Origin of the sequence: Pseudonocardia sp. SID8383, assembly GCF_009864975.1 — a bacterium.
GTDB lineage: Bacteria > Actinomycetota > Actinomycetes > Mycobacteriales > Pseudonocardiaceae > Pseudonocardia > Pseudonocardia alni.
The window spans coordinates 1-1,264 of record NZ_WWFY01001006.1 but is presented as its reverse complement, the minus strand read 5'-3'; the positions used below and the strand labels follow the sequence as shown (position 1 = coordinate 1,264).

Sequence of the window (1,264 nt, the reverse complement as noted above, 5' to 3'; positions counted from 1 at the left end):
GAGGTCGCACCGGTCCCGGCGCAGCCGCTCGGCCACGCGCCGCAGGAGCAGGACGACGGCGCCTGGAACACACCGGGCGACGCCGCCATGGTGATGCTGCGCCGTCGTCGCGACGCCGAGCGCGCCGCGGACCGGGCCGCGATCGCCGATCTGCTGGGCGGTGCCGGGCGGCACCGGCTGACCCGCACGGCCTGAGCGGCGTCCGAGCGACCGGACGGGTATCCGGCCCGGTCGCTCCGCCGGCACGGGCGGCGCGGTACGGCCGTTCGGCACCCTTTCGGGACCGGATCGGTACGCGAGGCAACCACGACACCCCCGGAGCGTCCCGGGGAGTAACCGCACGCCACAGGCGTACGGCCGCACGGCAGGACCGGTGGGGACCGGGAGCGCCGAGGATGCACCAGAACATCCCGCGGACACACCTTGGGACCGCGGGATGAGGTGACGACCGGCTGGGGAGCTGGGTCGTCAGCACGCAAGGCGAGGGCCGGGGCGATGGTCGGAGGGAGCCGACCACCGCACCCGGCCCTCGCGCGTGCGGAGGCCACCGGCGTGGCGCGCGCGACACCGGTGACGCCGTCGGCGCCGACCGGAGCCGTGGGGAGCGCGGTTCCGGGCAGGGCGACGGGGCCGAGTGCGGGACATCCTCGTCCCGGACTCGCGTGGCGACATGATCGCCACGGAGTGTGACCGTATCGGGCGGCCGTCCGGGTCACAAGAGGGCATTCGCTGCATGTTTCGCCGTCCCGTCCGGCACACCCGCCACCACGTTCACCGCCGTCCCACCGGACGGCCGTACGACGCGCCGCGACGCGTACTCGAATCGTTCCGCACGGTGACCCTCGGCGTTCTACCCTGCGAGGGATGAGCACCGATCCCGCCGCGACCGGCCCCCGGCGCACCGACCGCCCGCTCGACGAGGCCGGCGTCGTGACGGCCGTGCGACGGGCCGCGGAACGGGGCGCCACCGTCCGCCCCACCGGTGCCGGCGGCCGCGCCCCGGGACCCCTCGTCCGGACCGATGACGTACTACTCGACGTGTCCGCGCTGACCGGCGTCGTCGAGATCGGCGAGGACACCGTGCGGGTGCGGGCCGGGGAGACCGTCGCGGACCTCTGCGTCGCCCTCGCCGCCGCCGGCCGGGCGCTGGCCACCGTGCCCGACGCGCCCCGCGCCACCATCGGCGGCGCCACCGGGCTGGGCATGTACGGCGGCGCCCCCGCGGAGGGCTCGCTGTCCGGCCAGGTCCGGGCCGTCCGGTTGG

The 1,264-nt window shown here is 76.5% G+C and carries 2 protein-coding genes; both read left to right on the top strand.

Annotation, left to right across the window (positions count from 1 at the left end; translation table 11 throughout):
• The coding region (locus tag GTW08_RS24235; protein ID WP_161152584.1) for a hypothetical protein at positions 1-195 on the top strand (195 nt) is incomplete at its 5' end.
• Positions 196-864: 669 nt separating this feature from the next.
• Positions 865-1,264, top strand: a 400-nt coding sequence (locus GTW08_RS24230) for an FAD-binding protein (protein ID WP_161152583.1), incomplete at its 3' end; no start/stop codon positions are given.